We start from the raw sequence: 19299 nt of genomic DNA, 5'->3' as shown, positions 1-19299 counted from the left end.
GCCTCAGTGCGCGGACTGGCCGATTGCCGGTTCGCGCGCAAACCGGAGAAGCGGTATGGTGTCGGCGCAGTAAATGCGGTCCAACTGGAGTTCCGGCATGAACCGCGGAGGGTGCCGACCGGTACCTGGCGATGCATGTCCGACGATGGATGAAGGGGACGCGAATCATGGCAATACGCCGACCAGCACGCTCCGTAGAGCGCCCCAAAAGTAAAGCCAATCGATCGACCCAGCCTGCCAATGCGGACGCCGCTCCGACGACAGCCGAAGCGCCGGATATCGTAACGAAGTCGCTCGAGGTGGCTCCGACCTATCAATCGTCGAGTATCGATTCTGCCTTGGTCGGGGCATCTCTGCCTGACGGCTCTACCCCGGTCATCGCGCCCCTGTTGGAGACCGTGTCTTCAGATGCTTTGACGGCCGGACAGTCTGTGACGGAGCTCCATTCCGGCATAGCAGAGACGCTCTCGGAGGATGAGGCATCCGAAGTCCACGCGCCTGCCGCCGTAAACGTATCCAACGCCGCGCAAGATGATGCGCCAGGACATGCCGGCGATGGCGAGGCACGAACGGAGCACGAGGCGGAACTCGCATCTCTCCTGCCTGCCGAGATTGAGAGTGCGATCGCCTCGGCGAAAGATCTCGCCGCGCAGTCGCCAACCATTGAGACCCCCTCGGCATTGAAGGAAATAACCGCCGCCAACGATACGCTGGCGACCTATATCCGCAACGAGAGCATTGCCACTCTTGCGCATTGGCGTGCCTTATCGGCAGCAAAGAACCCCGCTGATGCTCTCCGTCTCCAAGTGAATGAAATGCAACGTGCAGCCGACGCCTCTCTCAGCTGCATTGCGAGTCTTGCCCGCCGCGCGGGCCGCATCGCCGACACGCTTCGACGCCCCGGACACCCCTCGCGCTGACGCCCCGGCGCGTCTAGATATCTCGGATTCCGCAGCGGCTCCGCTGTCTGCGCCTACCATCCGGGAGATCGCGATGATTCATCGGCCGCTGCTCGCCTGCCTCGTCACGGCGTCCATCGTCGTCTCGCCAAACGCTCAAGCGCAGATGATGAAGACGCCGGAAACGCACGTTCCGGCCAAGATCGTTCCCGGCTCGAAGGGCGAAGTCCATCTTTCTTTCGCGCCGGTGGTGAAGCGAGCCGCTCCCTCGGTGGTCAATGTCTACGCGTCGCATGTGGAGCAACGGGGCACGTCGCGAAGCGCCATGGACGAGTTCATGCGCCGGTTCTTCGGCGAGCAAGGCTCTGGTCGTGGCCCGGGCCTGCCAGGCGAGCGGGCACAGAAATCCTTGGGGTCCGGCGTCATCGTGGATGAATCTGGGCTCGTCATCACCAACAACCACGTCATCGATAACATGAATGAGGTTCGTGTCTCGCTCTCCGACCGAAGGGAGTTCGAGGCCAGTATCGTCTTGCGCGATCCCCGGACTGACCTTGCCGTCATCAAGATCAAGAGTCCCGTTGGCGGACTCGTGCCGATGCCGATGGGGGATTCCGAGGCGCTGGAGGTCGGCGACTTCGTGATGGCGATCGGCAACCCGTTCGGCGTCGGCCAGACAGTGACGCAGGGCATCGTCTCGGCGGTGGCGCGTACCCAGGTCGGGTCTTCGGACTACCAATTCTTCATTCAGACCGATGCGGCGATCAACCCGGGCAATTCCGGCGGCGCTCTCGTTGACCTGCAAGGGCAGCTCGTCGGCATCAATACGGCGATCTACTCACAATCCGGCGGAAGCCACGGCATCGGCTTTGCCATCCCCACAAGCATGGTTCGCGCCGTGGTCGAAACAGCCAAGGGTGGTGCCACGACGGTACGCCGCCCGTGGCTTGGGGCGCGGGTGCAGAACGTGACACCGGACATCGCCGAGAGCATGGGCCTCGACCATCCGACCGGAGTCTTGGTGGCGAGCCTGCAGCCGAAAAGCCCGGCCGAAGAGGCCGGGCTGAAGCGCGGTGACCTGATCCTCACGGTGGACGACAAAGTCGTCGATGATCCGGAAGCCTTTGGTTACCGCTTTGCCCTGAAGGGAATCAGCGGAAGTGCCAAGTTCGGCATCCTGCGCGGCACCTCCCGCTCCACGATTTCGGTCAAACTCGCCTCGGCTCCGGAGACACGACCACGCGAGGCGGTGAAGCTGCGCACTCGCTCGCCCATGTTCGGCGCCACCCTGGTCAACACTTCGCCGGCCGTCGCGGAAGAATTGCAGAAAGATTTCGCCACCGAGGGAGTGGCGGTCTCGTCCGTAGAGGAAGGGTCCATCGCGGCTCGCAACGGACTCCAGGTCGGAGACGTGGTCGTGGCGATCAACGGAGCCCCAGTGACCGCCACGAAAGATCTCGAGCGCCTGATCCGGACCAATCCCGGCATTTGGGAGATTACGATTAATCGCGGCGGCACAGTGTTGACCTCGGTGTTCGGAGGCTAGAGGCCTCATTCAGTCCACGCATCCGGTATCCTCCGGCACCGGGCTCCAGAGGCATGCCCTGGCGAATTAAACGTTGGTCATAGGAGGCCGGGATCGCGTGTGATTCGCTGGATGCCCATATGAGGAAGACGTGCGAGGCGCCGATCCGATCTTTGCTCGGCATCCTAACTGTAAGGCAGGGCGGCAAGTCCACCGAAACGCGGGGACGAGGTCATTTCCAGATTGCGGGATGGCGCAGCCCGCGTCTTCTATGCGTCGATGTCCGATCTCTTCGCCTCCGCCGGTCTGCAGAACGATGCGCCTCGCCCGCTTGCGGACCGTTTGCGTCCACGCTCCCTCGCCGAGGTGGTGGGACAAGAGCACCTCACCGGACCGGACGGATCGCTGACCCGGCTCCTGAACGGCAAATCCTTCGGCTCACTGGTATTCTGGGGGCCGCCGGGTACCGGCAAGACCACGGTGGCCCGCCTTCTGGCCCACGAGACTGACCTGAAGTTCGAACAGATCTCGGCGATCTTTTCCGGCATCGCCGATCTGAAAAAGGTCTTCGAGGCGGCGCGCCAGCGCAGGGCGATGGGTCAGGGGACGTTGCTCTTCGTGGATGAGATCCACCGCTTCAATCGGGCTCAGCTCGACGCTTTCCTTCCCGTGATGGAAGACGGAACCGTGACGCTCGTTGGCGCCACTACCGAAAACCCTTCCTTCGAGCTCAACGCCGCGCTTCTCTCGCGCGCCCGCGTCCTGCTGTTCCGCTCGCTCGACGACGTCGCCATTGCCAAGCTACTGGTCCGGGCAGAGGAACTGACGGGGCGTTCGCTGCCTTTGGACGAAGACGCGCGCGGCGTCCTCGTCCGCATGGCCGACGGTGACGGACGGGCCTGCCTCACCCTGGCGGAAGAGGTCTGGCGCTCTGCCAAGCGAGACGAGATCTTCGACGCTGCCACCTTGCAGGAGATCGTCCAGCGCCGGGCGCCGATCTACGACAAGAGCCAGGAGGGACACTACAACCTCATCAGCGCACTGCATAAGACTGTGCGTGGTTCCGACCCCGATGCGGCGCTCTATTATCTCTGCCGCATGCTCGACGGAGGGGAGGACAGGCTTTTCATCGCAAGGCGCCTCGTGCGCATGGCCGTGGAGGATATCGGCCTCGCCGACCCCCAGGCCCTCGTCGTCGCCACTGCCGCTAAGGACGCATTCGACTTCCTTGGCTCGCCGGAAGGGGAATTGGCGCTCGCCCAGATCACCGTCTACCTCGCCTGCGCGCCGAAATCGAACGCGGTCTACAATGCCTACAAGGCGGCGACGCGAGTGGCTAAGGAGCACGGCTCACTGCCGCCGCCCCGGACTATCCTCAACGGCTCCACCAAGCTGATGCGCAAGATCGGCTATGGCGAGGGCTACCGCTACGACCATGATGAGCCGGATGCGTTCTCGGGCCAGGATTATTGGCCCGAGGCGCTCGGTCGCCAGTATTTCTATGAGCCCACCGACCGTGGCATGGAGACCCGCTACGGCGACCGCCTCGCCCATTGGGAGGCCTTGCGAAAGCAACGTCGTGATGAGGAACGCTGACCGCGACGTCCAGTGTTAGGGCGGCGCTCCGTCAAGCAGGAAGGCCAACCATGACCACGAATGCCTATCAGAGCCTCGCCAGCCGCTTCGCTCGCATCGGGGCCATCGACGATGCGGCCGGCATCCTGGGCTGGGACGCCCAGACATTCATGCCGGACGGCGCCGCAGAGGGTCGGGCAGAACAGCTTGCGCAGTTGCGGGTCATCGCCCACGAGATTCTCACCGCCGCCGAGACCGGCGACCTGATTGCGGAGGCCTCAGACGACGAGACCGGCCTCGGGACGTGGGAGCGCGCTAATCTGCGCGAGATGCGACGAGCATATCATCATGCGTCCGCCGTGCCGGGCGATCTCGTCGCCGCGAGCTCCAAAGCTTCGTCCCACTCCGAAATGGTATGGCGGGAAGCGCGGGCAGGATCCGATTTCGCGATGCTGGCACCTCATCTGGCCGAGACCCTGCGGCTGCAGCGGGAGGTTGGGGAGGCGAAGGGCGCGGCCCTGGGGCTTACTCCCTATGATGCCCTCCTCGACGGTTACGATCCCGGCATGCGCCAGGCGGCGATTGATCCGCTCTTCGCCGAGCTTCGCGCGATCCTGCCGGGATTGATTGACGTGATCCGCGATCGTCAGGCTTCGCTACCGGCACCGATCCCGCTTCCCGGGCCGTTTCCGGTGGAGGCGCAGAAGGCCCTGGGATTGACGCTGATGCGCGCCGCCGGGTTCGACTTTCAACGCGGACGGCTCGATATCAGCCTGCATCCATTCTGCGGCGGCGCCACCAACGATGTGCGCATCACCACGCGCTACGACGAGACCGATGCCACCCGCGCCCTGATGGGCGTGCTGCACGAGACCGGCCACGCGCTCTACGAGCAGGGCCGGCCGGCCACATGGCTCCACCAGCCCGTGGGGAACGCCCGGGGGATGAGCCTGCATGAAAGCCAGTCGCTGCTGATCGAGATGCAGGCCTGCCGCTCAGCCGAGTTCTGCGCTTACCTGGCACCTCGGCTGCGCGAGGCGTTCGGCGGGCAGGGAAGCGCCTGGGATGCCGACAACTTGCACCGCCTCTACACACGAGTTGAGCCGGGCCTGATCCGAGTCGATGCCGACGAAGTGACCTATCCGGCTCACATCCTCCTCCGCTACGATCTCGAAACCGCGATGATCGCCGGTGATCTCGCAATCACCGATCTGCCGGGCGCATTCAATGAAGGCATGCGCTCGCTACTTGGTCTCGCGGTACCGAGCGACCGGCTCGGCTGCCTGCAGGACATCCACTGGCCCGGGGGCAGTTTCGGATATTTCCCGACTTATACCCTAGGCGCCATGGCGGCTGCGCAGTTCTTCCGCGCCGCTTGTGAGGACCTGCCCGGAATCCAAGCCGATCTGGCCGAGGGCGATTTTACCGCCATGCGCGGCTGGCTCGGCGAGAACGTGCACGGACGCGGCAGTTTCCTGGAGACGGACGAGTTGCTCGTTGCCACCACCGGCAAGCCCCTGGGCGCAGAAGACTACATGCGCCACCTGCGCCACCGCTATCTTGGGGAAGGCTGAACGCTCGCATCGGTTGGTTGCGAATCGGTTGCTGCGTGGCGATCCTTCGCGGGGTCGGACGTCCCTCGGGGTTTGCCGCTGCCGCCATGGCGCTATGCTCACAGCCGAAACAATCGTCCGAGCCGGATCGGATCCGGGGAAAGGTTCGCTTGAATGGTCGTCATCGTCGCAGTGATCGGGATCGTGGGTGCCGTCCTGTTCTGGATCATCCGCGCACATGGCACCGCGACGGCGCTGAGGGAGGTCAATCGTGACACGAAGGGCCTTCAGCGTCGGGCGAAATCGACCCTGGAGGACATCATCGGCACGCCGCTGAAGCGAGTGCGGGACGTCAGGCTCGCGGCGGTGATCCTGATGATCCAATTGGTGCGCACGGGTAGCCCCGTCACCGCCGCCGAGAAGACCAAGATCCTGGAATTCATGGATTCTCCGCTCCAGATCGATACTATCTCGGCCACGTTCGAGCGAGCGTGGACCTACACCGAGGCACGACGACCGTTCTCTCTCGTGGCAGACGAAATGCTGCCCCTGCTGCGGGACAACCTGACCGCGGCCGAGCGTCTGCATTTCATCGACATGCTTTCACAGGTCGCCAACGCCCATTCCGCCGCCAGCGAGTTGCAGCGAGAGGCGATCGTGCGGCTCAAGCGGCGGCTCACGGGTGGGAGCCCTGCGCTGAAGGCGAGCCGGGCCGGCGATTTCAAGCGCTGAGACCGGTGGACCGGGACGGGCCCAGCCTGTAGGTCGACGGCCCCCCATTCCAGCGGACCAGCGTCCGGAGATCCTACATGGCGGCCTGTGGCCTCGATTTCGGCACGTCCAACACCACGCTCGGCCTTGTGACCGGGGGACGGCCCGCCCTGCTGCGACTGGAGGGTGACCACGTGACAATTCCCAGCGCGATCTTTTTCCCGCCGGGTGGGACGCCCCTCGTCGGCCGCGCGGCCATGGCGGAGTACGTCGAGGGCACGCCGGGGCGGCTGATGCGCAGCCTGAAGTCAGTGCTCGGATCCTCGCTACTCGAGGAGACGACGCCAGTCGGGCGTGAGCGAATCCGCTTCCGCGACGTCATCGCTCGCTACCTCTTCGCTGTGAAGACGCGCGCCGAGGCGCAGGCGGGAACAGCCATCGATACTGTGGTGCACGGCCGCCCGGTCCACTTCGTCGATGGCGACCCGGAGGGTGACGCCCGCGCGGAGGATGCCCTGCGCGAGATCGCCCAGAGCATCGGCTTCCGCCACGTCTCGTTCCAATACGAACCCATCGCGGCGGCGCTCGATTACGAGCAGCAGGTGACGGGGGAGGAGATCGCGCTCATCGCTGATATCGGCGGCGGCACCTCGGATTTCTCCATCGTCCGGCTCTCACCGGAGCGCCATACCAAGGTCGACCGGTCCGGCGATATCCTCGCCAATGACGGCGTACGCATCGGCGGTACCGATTTCGACCGGCGGCTCAGCCTCGGCACGGTAATGCCGCTCTTCGGCCTCGGCAGCCCGATGAACCGAGGCGACCTCGACGTGCCGAGCGGGTATTTCCACGACCTCGCCACCTGGTCGAGCATCAACCGGCTCTACAATGCCAAGACCCTCCGCGAGATCGAGGAGGTCCGTCGCGACGCGCGCCGGCCGGACCTGATCGCTCGGCTCTACACCGTGGTGGAAGCCGAACGCGGGCATTCCCTGGCGATGGAAGTCGAGGGCGCCAAGATCGCTGCCTCGGATGCCGGCCAGGGCGGAGTTGCACTCGGCTGGGTCGAGCCGGGTCTCGCCGCCAACCTCGACCATGCCGGCCTCGTGGCGCAGACGGAAGAGCTCTCTCGGCGAATCGCCGAGAGGATCGGGCGCTGCCTGAATCAGGCGGGCTTGCCGGCCGAGGGCATCGACGCCCTGTTCCTGACCGGCGGGTCCACGGGCCTGCCGCATGTCCGTGCCGCATTGGTGGCGGGCGTCCCGAATGCCAGAGTTGTGGACGGTGATACGTTCGGCTCCGTCGGGACCGGGCTGACCATCGAGGCGGGCCGCCGCGCCGCCTGAACTGCGGTTCATGCAACGTCGCGTTCTCGAAGCGCCCCATCCTCGAAGCGCTTTGCCCAGAGGGGCGAGGGTGTTACGAGCACGCGATGACCACCAGACCACCATCACGCGGCAATGCCGGACGTAAAGGTTCCGGCGCCGGCAAAGGCAGGCCGCCCGGCAGCGGCGGCAAGCCTTACCGTCCCGGCAAGCCCGGCACGTTCCGCAGGCCAGACCGCGAAGGGACCGGCCCGCGCACCAGCGCCCTCGACGCCGCCCATCGCGCGGCGCAGTTGCGCGGCGAGGCCGACAAGCGTGCGCCCTGGCGCCCCGGCGATGCCCCGGAGACGCCGTCCGATGACGAAATCCCGGTGGCCCGTGCGCCTCGGACGCGGGCGCCTCGCAATGAGGTCGTGGAGAAATCATTGGACGCGCCGCGTCCGCGCCGCGCTGGCACCAAGTCCCCGGAACCAGTGGTCGAAGGACCGACCCGGCGCGAACAGCGCGCCGCCGCCTCCGCGACTTTGGCCTCCGGCGTACAGACACTGATCGTCGAGGAAGACGAAGCCGAAATGCGGATCGACCGCTTCCTCACGACGCGCTTTCCGCAACTGCCCTTCACCCGTGTTCAAAGCATCGTCCGCAAGGGTGAACTGCGTGTGGACGGCAAGCGCGCCAAGCCGAACGACCGGCTCCTGCCGGGCATGAGCGTGCGCGTGCCGCCCCTCAAGCTCGACCCCGTGGCGGAACGGCCGCGCAGTGTCGCGCGTGACGCCACCGACGCCGACTTCCTGCGCTCGCTGATCCTCTACGAGGATGCGGACATGATGGTGCTGAACAAGCCCTTCGGCCTCGCGGTCCAGGGCGGCTCCGGCACCGTGCGCCACGTGGACGGGCTGCTGGAGGCCCTGACCGGACCGGACGGGCAGAAGCCGCGCCTCGTCCACCGCCTCGACAAAGACACCGCCGGTTGCCTCATCGTCGCCAAGACACGCCTGGCGGCGGCGACCCTCGCCAAGAGCTTCCGCTCGCGGTCCGCCCGCAAGGTCTATTGGGCGCTCACCGCCGGTGTCCCGCGCGTGCCTCAGGGCCGGATCTCGACCTATCTCGCCAAGGAGGAAGCCCCCGACGGCGACGCCCGAATGCGGGTAGCCCAGCACGGCGACGACGGTGCCGCCCACGCGCTCACCTATTACGCCATGGTCGACAATGCGGCGCAGAAGCTGTCCTGGCTTTCGCTGAAGCCCGTGACGGGGCGCACGCACCAGCTCCGAGCCCATGCCGCGCATATCGGCCACCCCATCGTCGGCGATCCGAAATATTTCAGCGTCGAGAACTGGGCGTTGCCGGGAGGCATCCAGAACCGGCTGCACCTCCTGGCACGTCGGATCGTCATTCCGCATCCGCGCACGTTGAAGCCGGTTGACGTCACGGCGCCTCTACCGCCGCATATGGCGCAGAGCTGGAACCTTCTGGGCTTCGACGCCTCGCGCTACGATCCCATCGTCGAGGCGCCGGAAGCGTGATCCGCTTTGGCCGCATCGGCGGAAAGCGTCCACGTATGCGCCTTGGCAATTGGGCGGCATGCCTTATCCTTGTGGTCGACCACACCCGTCGTTGCAGCGAGAAACAATGCCGATGACGTTCGCGACCATGGCCAGCACCGCCTTGATCGGCCTGTTCGTGTGCTTCGGATCAGCGTCGCTGACCGCCGAGGCTGCCGCGCAGGCGCCGGGTCCACAACAGACCCCGCCAAGTCCCGCGGTAAAAGCGGTTCCCGCTCCGGCAACGCAGAACCCAGCTCCGCCACCTCCCGCCGTCGGCCGCCATGGATCACAGGCGCGGGCGGGCGAACGCAGGCGGCGGTCCTATGCCAGTTGCAACCGGCTTTCGCACGCGCGCGGCCTGCGCGGCGGGGTCCGGCGGCGCTTTCTGATCCGCTGCAAGCTCGGCTACGAACGCCAGAAGCCAGGCCAGGCAGCGGCGCAACAACTGCAGCCAGGGCGTCAGCCGTAATGCGGCCATGCAGGACTCTTCCGTGAAGCTCGTCGTCTTCGACGTCGACGGTACGCTGGTTGATAGCCAGCACCTCATCGTCGCGGCCCAAGGCATGGCCTTCGCCGAGCACGGCATCGTTCCACCCTCGCGATCAGTCTCCCTTTCCGTTGTCGGCCTTTCACTGCCGCAGGCCTTCCGGCGTCTCGTAGGCGAGGATGGGCCTGTGGAAGGCCTATCCGAGAGCTACAAGCGGGCCTTCAATACCTTGCGCCTGGATCCGGCCTATGAAGAGCCACTGTTCCCCGGAATGGGCGATCTGATCGAACGTCTGCATGCCCGAGACGATCTGCGCCTCGGACTCGCCACGGGGAAATCCCGGCGCGGTGTCGATCGGCTCGTAGAAAGCCATGGCTGGGGCGACGTCTTCGCCACCATCCAGACTGCCGACGACGCGCCATCGAAGCCCGACCCGGCGATGCTGCATCAGGCCATGGCCGCGGTTGGAGCACCGCCAGAGACGACAGTGATGATCGGAGACACCACCTACGACATGGATATGGCGGTGAGTGCCGGCGCGGCCGCCATTGGCGTCGCCTGGGGCTACCATCCGCCGGGAGCGCTGCTTGGCGCTGGGGCAGTGACCGTGGTCGAAACCGCTTCCGCGCTGGCAGATCTGTTCACGGGCGGCCTTCGGACGGTCACCGTAGACATGACGATTGCGGATCTTACCCGCGAGTAAAGTTCGCAACAGCCATTCAGTATCGCGCCGGCTTCCTGCTCGCAGGCTGCGAGACGATGCGCTAGAACCTCTCGCCATGAGTACAGACGATCCTGCCGATTGGCTTGGCGACGCCCCTCCGGTGCACGATCCGCACAAGGCCGTGCGCGCACAAACCCGCCCCGCATTGCCGAAGCGGTTCTACAAAGTGGCCGGCCTCGCGGGTAGCGAGGAGGGATTTCGCCTGATTCTCGACGGGCGATCTGCCAATACACCGGCCCGTCATCCGCTGACCTTGCCGACCCGCTCACTCGGCGAAGCTATCGCCGCAGAATGGGCAGCGCAGGCCGAGTTCATCGACCCCTCGACCATGCCGCTGACTCGCCTCGCCAACACCGCCATCGACGGGGTCGCTCCCCGCCGTGACGCGGTGATCGATGATCTCTCGGCCTATGCAGGGACGGATCTCGTCGCCTACCGCGCCGGAGACCCGGAACGTCTCGTGGCCGATCAAGCCCGTGCCTGGAACCCCGTGATCGACTGGGCGCACGAGACCCTGGGCGTACGCCTGATCCTCAGCGAAGGCGCGATGCATGTGACCCAGCCGGAGACGTCGGTGAACGCACTTCGCGCTGCGATCGCGGCCGTCGAAGGGCCTTTCCGGCTGGCCGCGCTCCACACGATGACGACCTTGACTGGCTCTCTCCTGATCGCCCTCGCCACGCTGCATGGACGTCTCACTCCGATGGACGCCTGGGCGGCGGCGCATGTGGACGAGGCCTATCAGGCCAGCGTCTGGGGTAGCGATGCCGAAGCTGAGGCTCGGCATGCCCTGCGGAAGGCTGAATTCGAGGCCGCAGCGACGCTGGCAACCCTGGCTCGTTAAATTCATTTTCGCTGCCTTTCCCCCGTGCTAAGGCGCTTTTGAAGTATACCGCCAAGCCATGCTGTCGGACACGGCACGGCTTCACCCCCACGAACCCATCTCAAGGCTCACCACGCATGAAGGATATTCTCGAGAAGCTGGAAGAGCGGCGCGCTCAAGCCCGTCTCGGCGGCGGCGAAAACCGCGTCGTGGCCCAGCACAAGCGCGGCAAACTGACGGCACGAGAGCGTATCGAACTCCTCCTCGACCATGGGTCGTTCGAGGAATTCGACATGTTCGTGCAGCATCGCTCGACCGATTTCGGGATGGAGAAGCAGAAGATTCCCGGTGACGGCGTGGTCACCGGCTGGGGCACCATCAACGGCCGCACCGTGTTCCTCTTCTCCAAGGACTTCACCGTCTTCGGCGGCTCGCTCTCCGAGACGCATGCCGCCAAGATCGTCAAGGTCCAAGATATGGCGCTGAAGATGCGCGCCCCGATCATCGGCATCTTCGATGCCGGCGGCGCCCGCATCCAGGAAGGTGTCGCCGCTTTGGGCGGCTACGGCGAGGTATTCCGCCGCAACGTCGCCGCTTCCGGCGTCATTCCTCAGATCTCGGTCATCATGGGCCCCTGCGCGGGCGGCGATGTGTATTCGCCCGCCATGACCGACTTCATCTTCATGGTCCGTGACACGAGCTACATGTTCGTCACGGGCCCGGACGTGGTGAAGACCGTGACCAACGAGGTCGTCACGGCCGAGGAACTCGGCGGCGCCAAGGTCCACACCACCAAGTCCTCCATTGCCGACGGGTCGTTCGAGAACGACGTGGAGGCGATCCTTCAGATCCGCCGCTTGCTCGACTTCCTGCCCGCCAACAACATCGACGGCGTGCCGGAGATCGAAAGCTTCGACGACCCGCTCCGGCTCGATAAGTCCCTCGATACCCTGATTCCGGACAACCCGAACAAGCCCTACGACATGGGTGAGTTAATCCGCCGGGTGGCCGACGAAGGCGACTTCTTCGAAATCCAGTCGACTTATGCGCGCAACATCATCACCGGGTTCGGCCGCATCGAGGGCCGCACCGTCGGTTTCGTCGCCAACCAGCCGATGGTGCTGGCCGGCGTGCTCGATTCGGATGCGTCCCGCAAGGCCGCGCGCTTCGTACGCTTCTGCGATGCGTTCTCGATCCCGATCGTCACCTTCGTCGATGTCCCCGGCTTCCTACCCGGCACCGCACAGGAATATGGCGGTCTCATCAAGCACGGCGCCAAGCTCCTCTTCGCTTACAGCCAAGCCACGGTGCCGCTGGTGACGATCATCACCCGCAAAGCCTTCGGCGGCGCCTACGACGTGATGGCATCCAAGCACGTGGGTGCCGACATCAACTACGCTTGGCCGACCGCGCAGATCGCGGTGATGGGCGCCAAGGGCGCGGTGGAGATCATCTTCCGCAGCGAGATCGGCGATACCGACAAGATCGCAGCCCGAACCGGCGAATACGAGGACCGTTTCCTCTCGCCCTTCGTCGCAGCCGAGCGCGGCTATATCGACGAGGTGATCATGCCCCACTCGACGCGTAAACGCATCGCCCGGGCGCTCGGCATGCTCCGCACCAAGGAGATGGAGCAGCCCTGGAAGAAGCACGACAACATCCCGCTCTGAGCGGTGGTAGGCTTCCCACCGGGGAAGCCTATTCCCAGTGGCCCACCGCGAAGTGGATGGTGGGCCATGACATGGGGTGCGGGAGCGGCGATGACGTCTTCGGCCATCCCAATCTCGACCCCATCGTCAGGTGCCGCGGCACCTGACGATGAGAAAGGCTCCAGCCGGACCTGAGCGAACGAAAGAGTTCCTCAAGACCCACATACGCGGGGCACATCTGGATGAGGTGGTTCGATGGGATGGGCGAACGTGCTCAGCCGACCGGCCGCTCGAAGTTCCCTCCGTCCGGTCCGGGTGATCTGACAGCCGTCCCGGAAAGCCGCCATACCTACCAAAGGCTCGGCACTCTCACCCATATCGCGATTGTTCCCGGATGCCGCCAGGATGATCCGACGCAGGAGGGACAGATCGAGAGCTTGCGCCGATGGTTCGCGGCTTGCGCCGGCAAGGGCCGGCTACCAGCTCGCTGGGTTGGGTTGGACCGGAATCTCCGCTTTTGAGCTTCCCCAACGCCCCATCGTGGCAAGACAAACAGTACCTTTTCTTTCAAGGGCATTGTCAGCACTGCCGTGAACAAACCCGCAAATCGCTATCACCGGTTACCGGCTCATCAATACAGAAATAAACCGCTCCAACGATTATTGCCTTAAAAACAACCTGCCTCTCTTTTTTCAGTTGCAACCTCAAACTTGACCGCTACGCTCAACCTAGTGATCGAGATCCTTATTGGATAGATTCTAGGATTCGCCATGCCGACCATTAAAATCACGGTAGGTACAGGTTACAATGATGACGATTCCATCACTGTATTTCCTCCGCAACGGTATGACGACGATCCGGAAGCAGATATTTATGTCCGCTCCGTCGGGGTCGATGAGCGACTCGTGATTCGCGATAGCGATGGAGACGGGACGACATTATTCTACTTTTCTGAAGATCGCTTGTCGCACCATGCTACGGCGTTTTCGGGAGGCTACGATTTCAACTTCTCCGACCGCCTTGGAAAAACGACACTCGAGGGCGGAAATTTCGCCGATGTCCTGACCGGTGGATCCGGCTCGGACAGTCTTCTTGGAGGGCTCGGAGACGACACGCTCAACGGTCGTCGCGGCAACGACGTGCTGGAAGGAGGCGCTGGCGCTGACATCTTGAACGGCAGCTTGGGAACCGACACGGCGAGCTACGAGCATTCCTCCGCGGGAGTCACCGTCAACCTGAGCACGGGCGTGAATCGAGGTGGCGATGCCGAAGGCGACGTCTTGATCAGTATCTCCAAGATCAATGGCAGCACCCATGGAGACCATCTCACGGGCAACGCCGCCGCCAACACTTTGATCGGCAACGGAGGAAACGACTCTCTTTACGGCCTAGGTGGCAATGACCGCCTCGTCGTTTCCGAGGATCCCGTCATCATCGACGGAGGCACCGGGAAAGACGTACTGATTGTCACGGGCGTTATCGAACTCACAAACAGCAACTTCAATAGTATCGAAAGGACCTACGTTCGGAACGGCGGTGATGTGTCGTTCGAGTTCGTAACGCAAGGTCAAACCATCGTATCTCAGACGACTTTGGAAAATAGCACTATCATCTATGGCACCCAGGGCAATGATTGGATCTTGTCCGGCGACGGCAACGACAGTATCACTGGCGGCGCCGGCAACGATAAGTTGTTTGCAGGTTCGGGCGAAACCATTTTCGGCTATACGGACAGTAATTTCGGCCGAGACAACATTTATAAATTCGACGTCGATATCGATCGCCTTAATGTAACACTCATCGCGAAAAACTTCAGTGACATTAAAATTAAAGCGATCAACGGCGGGCAGGATACGCAAGTTACGTTTGCTGGGATTGCAGACCCTGCGCAGAAAATCATCTTGCACGATGTCGTGGCATCGAGCCTGACGGACGGTAGTTTTATTATCTAGCTGTTCCCACACGGCAACTTTACTGAAAGCATCAGCATGCGCCTGACAGGCAGGCATTGCCTCTTGCTACGAGTGCATTCCGGCGACGCAGTCGCCGGATCCTCGAGAGAGGCGCATTTTTACAATGGCCTTGGGGTACTGTACTCAAGCGGCGGTGTCGGTCGCGCCCCCTGAAGACGCCCTTATCGCTCGTGAGGCCATGTGGGGTATTCCGGCGGCAGGGTAGGTGGCTGGCCCTGAGCGGTCGATCGTGAGCGCAAAACTCCGTTTGGCCAAGCGTGGCAGTGTTTGTCCGTCGCCACCCTGACCGCGCGGTGAGCCAGCTCGAGCCATTCGAGTGGGCGACAATCGCTTCAGGCGCCTCTCAGCTCAAAGATCAGGTTCAGCCGCGTGCGGGCGATCTGGCGATAGCCGCGCGATTCGAGCAGGCCGACGAGGTTGATCTGCCATTGCGCCGTGCCATCCTCGATGAGGAGCAGGCGAGGGTGCAGGGAGACCGGCGCCTCACGAAAGAACGGCTCCAGGATCAGGTCCTCGGCCCCCTCCACGTCGAGCTTGATCGCATCGATCCGGGTGATGCCTTCGCCCTGGGCAAGGCCCAGAAGGGTGACTGCAGGCACTCGGATCTGTGCACCTTCGTTGGTGCCGACAATCTTCAGACTCGATTCGCCCCGGTTGCGCGGATCGACGAACAAGGTCAGTTCACCGGCCTTATCGGCCACCGCGCAAGCCACGGCCTTCACCGTGCCGAACGGGTTCTGGGCGATATTGTACGTGAGCCGATCGAAGATGTCGGGTTGAGGTTCCACGGCAAGGATCCGCGCGCGGGGACCGGCAAAGGCGGCGACGGACAAGGCGTAGGCGCCGATATTGGCCCCGATATCGAGGAAGGTGCAGCCGGGCTGCAGCCGTGACGCCAGAAGCGCACGTTCTTCGGGATCGAAGAATTGCGGCGTGAACAGCACCTTCTTCTCACAATTGTTGTTGTAGGGGTGCAGCCGCATCCGTGCGCCAAAACGCTCCACGTCGAGGGGCTGACCCTGCAGCATCGTGATCGCGAGTCGCCTCAGCAAGAAGCCGAGACGCCGCCCCGCCCAGCTTTTGCCCGAGAGGTTCACCGTGCGCTTGGTGATGCGTGCCACAAGCCCCTTGGGCGCGTGGGTGCCGAAGGGTGGGATGCCGGAAGAATGCGTATCGGTCATTGCGCCGGGTGATGCCAGCCCGGCAGCCTGACGGCAAGCTTCTCCTGTCGTCCAGCACCGCCCCTGAAGCCTGCATAATCCGACGCCATGCCCACAAACGGCGCACGTCCCCGATTATCGACTGCGCAAACGGTTATCGGGAAGGCATCCTCCGCAGGACTGGCGCCTTCATGAAAAGGGTAGGGGAACAATGCAGCCCCAGGGAAAGCCGCAGTGACGGGCGGCCTTACGGAATCGCTTAGAGCTGGCACATACCATGCAGATGGCTTCTGGTGGGCAACGGCGCCTGCGAGAGACGCCTTCGATGACGGGCGGCTCGTGCTCACTGTGGCGTGAGCGACCAATCTCTCCCCACCCCGTTCATGGGGGCCACTCGCGACGAGTGCCGGGAGATATCCGATCGCCTGGAGCCTCTCCGCATGCAGTCCCAAAAAGCGACCCGAATCGATCTCTTCAGTCTGGCCACGCCCCAGATGCGGGCCTTCCACATCACCTGGCTCGCCTTCTTCGTCTGCTTCTTCGCTTGGTTCGCCGTCGCTCCGCTCATGCCGGTCATCAAGGGTGAGTTCAAGCTGACCAACGATCAGGTCTACAATATCAACATTGCCGCAGTCGGTATCACCATCCTGGTTCGCCTCCTCATAGGTCCCATGTGTGACCGGTTCGGGCCGCGCCTGACCTACACGGGTCTGCTGACCCTCGGTGCGATTCCGGTGATCGGCATCGCCTTCGCCAATTCCTATGAGAGCTTCCTGTTCTTCCGCCTCGCCATCGGCGCCATCGGGGCGAGTTTCGTCATCACGCAGTTTCATACCTCGGTCATGTTCGCACCGAACGTGGTCGGTACGGCCAACGCCACGGTCGGCGGCTGGGGCAATGCCGGCGGTGGTGTCACCCAGAGCGTGATGCCGCTGATTCTGGCGGCCCTCGTCAGCATCGGCGTCGAGAAGACGATGGGCTGGCGCCTGTCGATGATCGTGCCCGGCGTCATGATGCTGGTCGTGGCATTCCTGTATTACCGGTACACGCAGGACACGCCCGAGGGCAACATCACCGAGCTTCGTGCGCGCGGCGTTTCGGTTGACGCCGGCAAGAAGGGCGGCTGGGCCGTCTTCAAACAGGCGATGGCGAACTATCGCGTTTGGATGCTCGCGATCACCTACGGTGCCTGTTTCGGCGTCGAGATCTTCATCCATGCGGTAGCGGCGACGTATTATGTCGAACGATTCAGCCTCGACCTGACCCAGGCCGGAATGGCGGCCGGCAGCTTTGGACTTCTCGCTCTCTTCGCCCGTGCGCTCGGCGGCATCGCGTCCGACCGGGTCGCACGTAAGAAAGGCCTCGACGGCCGCACCCTGCTCTTGTTCGTGCTGATGGTCGGCGAGGGTCTCGGCCTTCTCGCTTTCGCCTATGCGGGGTCGGTCGCGCTCGCCGTCATCGCCATGCTCGCCTTCGGTCTGTTCACCCACATGGCCTGCGGCGCGACCTATGCCCTCGTACCGTTCATCGATCGCAAGGCGCTGGGCGGTGTCGCCGGGATCATCGGCGCGGGTGGAAATGTCGGCGCCGTGGCGGCTGGATTCTTGCTCAAGGGGGTCGGCAACCTGCCCGGCGCGTTGTTCATCCTCGGCATCGCCGTGCTGATCTCGTCGCTCTGCGCAATCTCCGTGCGCTTCTCGCTCACCCATAAGGAAAACGAGCAGAAGCTGTACGACGAAGCGGTCGCCCAACGCGCCATCGCCAGCGGCCAGCCCGCCTTCGCCTAGATCGCTCATCACATCCGCAACAACGGGAGCAGCGACGCTAGTCGTTGCCCCCCTTGTCGGCTTTGGATGCAGCGGCGCTCGTTTAGGCCAGCGAGGCGTGAAGCTTCTCGAAGCGGTCGCGCCAATGCAATCGATAGGCGTTGCGTACGTCCACGCAGACGATCCGGCGGTGCGTTAATGTGATCTCCGTGGCTTTGTCACCCACCGACAGAAGATCGACCTGCACGATAGTCTCGCCGATGCGCAGCATTTCGTTCGGCCCGTCATAAGTCCAAGTCTGATGCAGGTGATGACCGCGTCGGATCTCTTCAAAATGACCGGTAACCGCGTGAAGTGCGCCCGCCTCATCCCGCCCACGCAGCAGGAATGTCCCCCCGACCCGTGGGTCGATCTCCACATGTTCCGCCACGGTTCCAACCGGCGCCATCCAGCCTTGCGCGAGCAATGGGTCCGTCCAGGCTCGGAAGACGTCCGGCTGCGGGGCGCGCACCACGTGTTTGAGAACGACGACGGGAACGATCTGAATCATGGGCCGTCCATATCCTGAAAGATCGAGCCGCATGGCACGCCCTGAATCGTTTAGCTGGGGCGGCCAGATCGTTCTTCGCCCCGCAAGTTCCGTGCGGCAAGGGGAGGAAGATGGTTGGAGCACGATGAGGACAAGGGAAAGGCCGTCCTGTCACCCCTCTGATCACTCGCGCCTTGCCTCAATGCCGCTCAAGGACGATTTTGGCGACCAATAGGCATGGCCCTCGGGCCGCCATCGACCTTCCGACAGGAGCATGCAGCGCGATGCAGACGTTCGATTCCGACGGGACCACCATCGCCTATATCGATGTGCCGGCGAAGGGAGGCAGCGGTGATCCGATCGTGCTGATCCACGGCTTCGCCTCCAACCATTCCGTGAATTGGGTCAATACATTCTGGGTGAAGACCCTGTCCGAGGCGGGGCGCCGGGTCGTCGCTCTCGACAATCGCGGCCATGGTGAGAGCGAGAAGCTCTACGCGCCGGAAGCCTATGGCTCCGACATCATGGCGCAGGATACAAGGCAGCTCCTGGACCATCTCGGTATCGAGCGCGCCGACATCATGGGTTATTCCATGGGCGCGCGGATCTCGGCCTATCTCGCACTCGACAACCCGGAGCGGGTGCGTTCGGTGCTTTTAGGGGGCCTCGGCCTGCATCTGGTGGAGGGGAAGGGCTTGCCGAATGGCATCGCCGAGGCTTTGGAGGCTCCGGCTGGCGAAAAGGCGCCCAATCTCACGGCCGCTGCCTTCCGTACCTTCGCCGAACAGACCAAAAGCGACCTTCGGGCGCTCGCCGCCTGTATGCGCGGCTCACGCCAGACCTTGTCACGGGAGGAAGTCTCTCAGATCGAGGCTCCCACGCTCGTCACGGTGGGCACCCTCGATACTGTAGCAGGCTCGGCCCCGGCTTTGGCGGCGCTCATGCCCCATGCGAAGAGCCTTGAACTTCCCAACCGCGATCACAGCACGGCTGTCGGCGACAAGCTGCACCGGCAGGGCGTTCTGGCCTTCCTCGACGAGCGGCCGTGACGGC

Annotated in this window: 16 protein-coding genes; 14 read left to right on the top strand and 2 right to left on the bottom strand. The window is 63.7% G+C overall.

The genetic code is table 11. The features are described 5' to 3' along the window. The first annotated feature begins 167 nt into the window (after positions 1-167). The 12 genes from IPV08_RS02360 (at position 168) to IPV08_RS02305 (ending at position 14770) form a co-directional block, all read left to right on the top strand. The gene (locus tag IPV08_RS02360) at positions 168-920 is read left to right on the top strand and encodes a hypothetical protein (protein WP_207410570.1); all 753 of its coding nucleotides are present in this window, start codon (positions 168-170) and stop codon (positions 918-920) included. A 73-nt stretch (positions 921-993) separates the two neighbouring features. Continuing rightward, positions 994-2445: a DegQ family serine endoprotease gene (locus tag IPV08_RS02355; RefSeq protein ID WP_207410569.1), complete on the top strand. Its 1452-nt coding sequence runs from the start codon at positions 994-996 to the stop codon at positions 2443-2445. 258 nt (positions 2446-2703) lie between these two features. Next, positions 2704-4020, top strand: coding sequence for a replication-associated recombination protein A (locus tag IPV08_RS02350; protein ID WP_056430586.1), 1317 nt, complete (start codon positions 2704-2706; stop codon positions 4018-4020). 50 nt (positions 4021-4070) lie between these two features. After that, entirely contained in the window at positions 4071-5573 is a 1503-nt protein-coding gene (locus IPV08_RS02345; RefSeq protein WP_207410568.1) for a carboxypeptidase M32, read from the top strand. Between the two features lie 153 nt (positions 5574-5726). Then, entirely contained in the window at positions 5727-6284 is a 558-nt protein-coding gene (locus tag IPV08_RS02340) for a TerB family tellurite resistance protein (protein WP_207410567.1), read from the top strand. Positions 6285-6361: 77 nt separating this feature from the next. Next, complete coding sequence (locus tag IPV08_RS02335; protein WP_207410566.1) at positions 6362-7609, top strand: Hsp70 family protein; 1248 nt, start codon at positions 6362-6364, stop codon at positions 7607-7609. An 86-nt stretch (positions 7610-7695) separates the two neighbouring features. Then, positions 7696-9114: an RluA family pseudouridine synthase gene (locus tag IPV08_RS02330; RefSeq protein ID WP_207410565.1), complete on the top strand. Its 1419-nt coding sequence runs from the start codon at positions 7696-7698 to the stop codon at positions 9112-9114. A gap of 106 nt (positions 9115-9220) precedes the next feature. Further along, positions 9221-9604, top strand: coding sequence for a hypothetical protein (locus IPV08_RS02325; RefSeq protein WP_207410564.1), 384 nt, complete (start codon positions 9221-9223; stop codon positions 9602-9604). A 7-nt stretch (positions 9605-9611) separates the two neighbouring features. Further along, the gene (locus tag IPV08_RS02320) at positions 9612-10325 is read left to right on the top strand and encodes an HAD-IA family hydrolase (RefSeq protein WP_207410563.1); all 714 of its coding nucleotides are present in this window, start codon (positions 9612-9614) and stop codon (positions 10323-10325) included. Between the two features lie 76 nt (positions 10326-10401). Next, positions 10402-11190: an ATP12 family protein gene (locus IPV08_RS02315; RefSeq protein WP_207410561.1), complete on the top strand. Its 789-nt coding sequence runs from the start codon at positions 10402-10404 to the stop codon at positions 11188-11190. A gap of 116 nt (positions 11191-11306) precedes the next feature. Then, positions 11307-12839, top strand: coding sequence for an acyl-CoA carboxylase subunit beta (locus tag IPV08_RS02310; protein WP_207410559.1), 1533 nt, complete (start codon positions 11307-11309; stop codon positions 12837-12839). A 749-nt stretch (positions 12840-13588) separates the two neighbouring features. Beyond that, positions 13589-14770 carry a calcium-binding protein gene (locus tag IPV08_RS02305; RefSeq protein WP_207410557.1) on the top strand — a complete coding sequence of 394 codons (1182 nt, stop codon included), beginning with the start codon at positions 13589-13591 and terminating at the stop codon, positions 14768-14770. A gap of 353 nt (positions 14771-15123) precedes the next feature. Here the strand turns inward: IPV08_RS02305 and IPV08_RS02300 are convergent, their stop codons facing one another. After that, positions 15124-15972, bottom strand: coding sequence for an FkbM family methyltransferase (locus IPV08_RS02300; RefSeq protein ID WP_207410556.1), 849 nt, complete (start codon positions 15970-15972; stop codon positions 15124-15126). Positions 15973-16391: 419 nt separating this feature from the next. Here IPV08_RS02300 and IPV08_RS02295 point away from each other — a divergent pair, with 419 nt between their 5' ends. Beyond that, positions 16392-17738, top strand: coding sequence for an MFS transporter (locus IPV08_RS02295; RefSeq protein ID WP_207410555.1), 1347 nt, complete (start codon positions 16392-16394; stop codon positions 17736-17738). Between the two features lie 82 nt (positions 17739-17820). On the opposite strand, the gene IPV08_RS02290 is transcribed toward IPV08_RS02295, so the two are convergent. Then, positions 17821-18267 (bottom strand): SRPBCC domain-containing protein, encoded by a 447-nt coding sequence (locus IPV08_RS02290; protein WP_207410554.1) that lies wholly within the window; start codon positions 18265-18267, stop codon positions 17821-17823. Between the two features lie 263 nt (positions 18268-18530). Here IPV08_RS02290 and IPV08_RS02285 point away from each other — a divergent pair, with 263 nt between their 5' ends. Then, on the top strand, positions 18531-19295 hold the full coding sequence (locus IPV08_RS02285; protein ID WP_207410553.1) for an alpha/beta hydrolase: 765 nt from the start codon (positions 18531-18533) through the stop codon (positions 19293-19295). The last annotated feature ends 4 nt before the right edge of the window (positions 19296-19299 follow it).

The organism is Methylobacterium sp. SD274, from assembly GCF_017355285.1.
Lineage (GTDB): Bacteria > Pseudomonadota > Alphaproteobacteria > Rhizobiales > Beijerinckiaceae > Methylobacterium.
Note: the sequence above shows the minus strand (reverse complement) of the source record. Positions and strands in the feature narration are given on the sequence as shown.

Bases quoted from the DNA above. Each gene is read 5' to 3' on its own strand.
- IPV08_RS02360 (WP_207410570.1), top strand. From the start codon at position 168: ATGGCAATACGCCGACCAGCACGCTCCGTAGAGCGCCCCAAAAGTAAA.
- IPV08_RS02355 (WP_207410569.1), top strand. From the start codon at position 994: ATGATTCATCGGCCGCTGCTCGCCTGCCTCGTCACGGCGTCCATCGTC.
- IPV08_RS02350 (WP_056430586.1), top strand. From the start codon at position 2,704: ATGTCCGATCTCTTCGCCTCCGCCGGTCTGCAGAACGATGCGCCTCGC.
- IPV08_RS02345 (WP_207410568.1), top strand. From the start codon at position 4,071: ATGACCACGAATGCCTATCAGAGCCTCGCCAGCCGCTTCGCTCGCATC.
- IPV08_RS02340 (WP_207410567.1), top strand. From the start codon at position 5,727: ATGGTCGTCATCGTCGCAGTGATCGGGATCGTGGGTGCCGTCCTGTTC.
- IPV08_RS02335 (WP_207410566.1), top strand. From the start codon at position 6,362: ATGGCGGCCTGTGGCCTCGATTTCGGCACGTCCAACACCACGCTCGGC.
- IPV08_RS02330 (WP_207410565.1), top strand. From the start codon at position 7,696: ATGACCACCAGACCACCATCACGCGGCAATGCCGGACGTAAAGGTTCC.
- IPV08_RS02325 (WP_207410564.1), top strand. From the start codon at position 9,221: ATGCCGATGACGTTCGCGACCATGGCCAGCACCGCCTTGATCGGCCTG.
- IPV08_RS02320 (WP_207410563.1), top strand. From the start codon at position 9,612: ATGCAGGACTCTTCCGTGAAGCTCGTCGTCTTCGACGTCGACGGTACG.
- IPV08_RS02315 (WP_207410561.1), top strand. From the start codon at position 10,402: ATGAGTACAGACGATCCTGCCGATTGGCTTGGCGACGCCCCTCCGGTG.
- IPV08_RS02310 (WP_207410559.1), top strand. From the start codon at position 11,307: ATGAAGGATATTCTCGAGAAGCTGGAAGAGCGGCGCGCTCAAGCCCGT.
- IPV08_RS02305 (WP_207410557.1), top strand. From the start codon at position 13,589: ATGCCGACCATTAAAATCACGGTAGGTACAGGTTACAATGATGACGAT.
- IPV08_RS02300 (WP_207410556.1), bottom strand. From the start codon at position 15,972: ATGACCGATACGCATTCTTCCGGCATCCCACCCTTCGGCACCCACGCG.
- IPV08_RS02295 (WP_207410555.1), top strand. From the start codon at position 16,392: ATGCAGTCCCAAAAAGCGACCCGAATCGATCTCTTCAGTCTGGCCACG.
- IPV08_RS02290 (WP_207410554.1), bottom strand. From the start codon at position 18,267: ATGATTCAGATCGTTCCCGTCGTCGTTCTCAAACACGTGGTGCGCGCC.
- IPV08_RS02285 (WP_207410553.1), top strand. From the start codon at position 18,531: ATGCAGACGTTCGATTCCGACGGGACCACCATCGCCTATATCGATGTG.